Source organism: Thauera phenylacetica B4P, assembly GCF_000310225.1.
Classification (GTDB): Bacteria; Pseudomonadota; Gammaproteobacteria; order Burkholderiales; family Rhodocyclaceae; genus Thauera; species Thauera phenylacetica.
Genome location: NZ_AMXF01000307.1, coordinates 1 through 3,868, shown reverse-complemented (window position 1 = coordinate 3,868; position 3,868 = coordinate 1). Strand labels below are relative to the sequence as shown.

The window sequence follows — 3,868 nt, the reverse complement described above, 5'->3', positions numbered from 1 at the left end:
GCCGCTGCGGGCCGCTCGCGCGGCCCCGCTGTGCGCCGCTTGCGCCTCCCGACTCAGCCCGCCGCGCTCTCCCGCGGCGCGCCGGCCGTCCAGGCGCGCAGGCTCTCCAGCAGCGAGAGCAGGGCGGGGACGAAGAACAGCACCAGCAGCACCGAGAAGCCCAGCCCGAAGGCGATCGAGGCGGCCATCGGGATCAGGAACTGGGCCTGCAGCGAGCGCTCGAAGAGCAGCGGGGTGAGGCCGCCGACCGTGGTCAGCGAAGTCAGCAGCACGGCGCGCAGGCGGCCGCAGGAGGCACCGACCAGGGCCTCCTGCAGGCCGGCGCCCTTGTGCTGGAGCTCCTTGAACAGGCTCACCAGGATGATCGAGTTGTTCACCACGATGCCGGCGAGGCCGAAGAGGCCGAACATCGACAGGATGGTGAGGTCGATGCCGAGCACCCAGTGGCCGAAGATCGCGCCCGCCAGCCCGAGCGGGATCGCCGACATCACCACCAGCGGCCAGCTCCACGACGAGAACGACCATACCAGCACCAGGTAGATCAGGCCGAGGCCGAGCACGAGCCCGGCCTTCATGTCGGCCAGGGTCTCGCGCTGGTCGGCCGAGCGCCCTTCGAAGCTGAACTCGAAGCCGTACTTGTGCGCGAGCCGGGGCAGGGTGTCGCGCTCGAGCTCGGCCTGCACCACGTTGGCGTTGCTGACGTGGGAATCCACCGCGGCCGAGACCTCGACCGCGAGCCGGCCCTGGGCGTGGCGCAAGGCCTCGAAGCCGCGCCGCGACTCCCAGGTCGCCACGCTGGCGAGCGGCACGAAGCGGCCGTCCGGCAGGCTCACGTTGATGCGCTCGAAGACGTCGAGCCGGCTGCGCTCCTCGCGCGGCAGCATCACCCGCACCTCGAGCTCGTCGCGGCCGACCTGCACGAGCTGGGCGAGCGCGCCGTCGAAGGCGGCGCGCAGCTGGCGGCCCAGGCTCTCGGTGGTGAGCCCGAGCGCCTCGCCGGCCGGGGTCAGGCGATAGACCAGCTGCTCGCGGCCGTAGGGCATGTCGTCCTCGGGTTCGCTGACGCCGGGGATGCTCTTCAGGGTCTCGGCGAGCTCGAGCGCGGCGGCCTTGAGCGCGTCGGCGTCGTCGCCGGTGAGGCGGATGTTGATGTCGCGCCCCGGCGGTCCCGACTGGCGCGCGGTGAAGGTGAGCAGCTCCAGGCCCGCCACCGCCGGCAGCTTCTCGCGCCACGCCGCGAGGAAGCGCTCGTTGCGCACCTCGCGGGTGTCGGGCGGGACGAGCTCGACCATGATGCCGGCGAGCTGGTCACCGCGCGCGCTGCCGCCGCTGCCGCTGCTGATCGTGCCGCCCAGGCGCGCCACCGCGGTCTGCACCAGGCCGCCGCCGAGCTCCGCCTCGGCGGCGAACAGCGCACGCTCTAGCTCGCCGAGGAAGGCCTCGGTGTGCGCGCGTGGCGTGCCGGCGACGAAGGTGGCGTTGGCATAGATCACCTGGCCCTCGGGGGTGGGGAAGAACACGAAGCCGATGCGCCCGCCCGCGATCAGGCCGACCGCGAGCACCATCAGGCCGAAGGTGAAGGCCACCGTGGCGCCACGCCAGGCGAGCGCGCGCTCCACCAGGCGGCGGAAGGGCCCGTCGCGAAAGCGCGCGAAGCCCGCGTCGATGCGGGTGCGCAGCGCCGAGTGCTCGAGCGCGCCGGCGCCGGCGAGCGCGCCGCGCAGGTGGGCGGGCAGGATCAGGAAGCACTCGAGCAGCGAGGCGGCAATCACCGCCACCATCACGAAGGGGATGTCGCCGAGGATGTTGCCGATGATGCCGCCCACCATCATCAGCGGCAGGAAGGCCGCCACCGTGGTGAGCGAGGAGGCGACCACCGGCCACAGCATCCGGCGTGCGCCCCCGAGCGCGGCCTGCGCCGGGCCCTCGCCCAGGTGGCGGTGGGTGTCGGCGTCCTCGCTGACCACGATGGCGTCGTCGACGATGATGCCCAGGGCCATGATCAGCGCGAACAGGCTCATCATGTTGAGCGTGCCGCCGAGCACGTACATCAGCGCCAGGGTGGCGAGGAAGGCGGTGGGCACGCCGATCATCACCCAGAATGCGACCCGCCCGGGCAGGAAGAAGTACAGCACCGCGACCACCAGCAGCAAGCCCGAGAGGCCGTTATTCACCAGCAGCTCGATGCGCTCGCTGATGAGCTGCCATTGCGCGTCGAAGACCTCCAGGCGGATGCTCGGCGGCAGCGTCGGACGGGTCTTCTCCAGCCAGTTCTCGAGCACGCGTGCGGCCTTCAGCGAGTGGCCGCTCTCGCTGCGCTGAAGCTGCAGCTCGACGACGGCGTCGCCGCGTTCGAACAGCGCCAGCTCGTTGTTGCGCGGCTCGCGGGTGAGGCGCGCGATCTCGCCGAGGCGGACCACGCCTAGCGCATCGCTCACCACCGGCAGCGGCGCGAAGGCGTCGGCGCTGCGGCGCTGCTCGAGGCCGCGGATCTCGCGCGCCCCGTCGGCCTCGCCGGCGATGCCGGCGGGAAAGTCGCGCGCGAGCTGGCCGATGCGGTCGCCCACCTGCACCAGCGACAGCCCGAGCGTCTCCAGCGCCGCCGCGGGGACCTCGATCGCGATGCGCTCCTCGGGCAGGCCGGTGAGGGTGATGCGGTCGATGCCGGCGGCGAGCAGCTCGCTCTCGAAGCGGCGCACCCAGGGGCGCAGCTCCTCGACGCTGCCGCCGCGCACGAGCAGGCGCGCGATCGGCTCGTAGCGCGACACCCGGCTGACCTCCGGGGTCTCGGCGTCGCGCGGCAGGTTGCGGAACTCGTCGACGCGCTGGCGCACCTGGTCGAGCGCGAGCAGGGCGTCGGTGTCCTCGTGCAGCTCGAGCGTGATGCTGGCGACCCCCTGCGCCGAGGTCGAGCTCATCTTCTTGAGCCCGTCCACGGTTTTCAGGCGTTCCTCGAGCGGGGCGGTGATGCCGATCTCCACGTCCTCGGCCGAGGCGCCGGTCCACACCACCCGCACCGAGATCACGTCGAGCTCGAAGGTGGGGAAGAACTGCACGTTCATGCGCGTGATGCCGATCGTGCCGAGCACGAAGGCGAGCAGCATCAGCACGTTGGCAGCGACCTTGTGGCCGGCCAGGCGCTCCAGCACGCTGACGTGCCTCATCGCGTCGCCCCGGCGGCTGCGCCTCCCGACCCCCCGCCACCGACCACCTCGACAGCGAGGCCGTCGATCGCGTGCGGCAGGTGGGTGCGCGAGACCAGCATGCCGTCGCGCAGCGGCGCGGCCTCGTCGCGGGCGCGCACTAGCATCGCCAGGCGCTCGCCGTCGCGGCGTTCGCCGGCGCGCAGCACCGGCACCGCCTTCAGGCGGCCGTCCTCGATACGGTAGATGCGGTCACCGCCGTGCAGCGCCGAGGGCGGCACGGCGAACACGGCCTCCAGCCGCGGCCGCTCCAGCACCGCACTCAGGAAGGCGCCCACTGGGAGCTTTGCTGCGTCGTCCATGCGCAGCAGCACGTCCACGCCGCGCGCGTCGGCCTCGCCGCCGATACGCTCCAGGCGCGCGGCTAGGCGGCTGGTGCCGAACTCGGCATGCGCGCGCAGGGTCTCGCCGCGGCCGAGGGCGGCGCGCAGCTCCTCGGCATAGATTGCCGGCACGCGCGCACGCAGGAAGAGCGCGTCCGAAGGGTAGAGGTTCAGGAGCGCCTGCCCGGGCTGGACCTGGTCACCGGCGGCGACCTCGACCTTGCCGATGCGCGCGGCGAAGGGCGCAACGACCTCGCCGCGCTCGGCGTCGCGGCGGGCCTCGGCGAGGCGGGCCTGGAGCTGGGCGAGGCGGGCGGGATGCTCGGCGATCGCCCGGCGGCG

Annotated in this window: 2 protein-coding genes; both read right to left on the bottom strand. The window is 72.9% G+C overall.

Features of this window, described 5'->3' with window-relative positions; all coding sequences use genetic code 11:
• Window positions 1–53 precede the first annotated feature (53 nt).
• Entirely contained in the window at window positions 54–3,164 is a 3,111-nt protein-coding gene (locus C667_RS20955; RefSeq protein WP_004382088.1) for an efflux RND transporter permease subunit, read from the bottom strand.
• The coding region (locus tag C667_RS20950; RefSeq protein ID WP_004382085.1) for an efflux RND transporter periplasmic adaptor subunit at window positions 3,161–3,868 on the bottom strand (708 nt) is incomplete at its 5' end. The genes C667_RS20955 and C667_RS20950, both read right to left, overlap by 4 nt.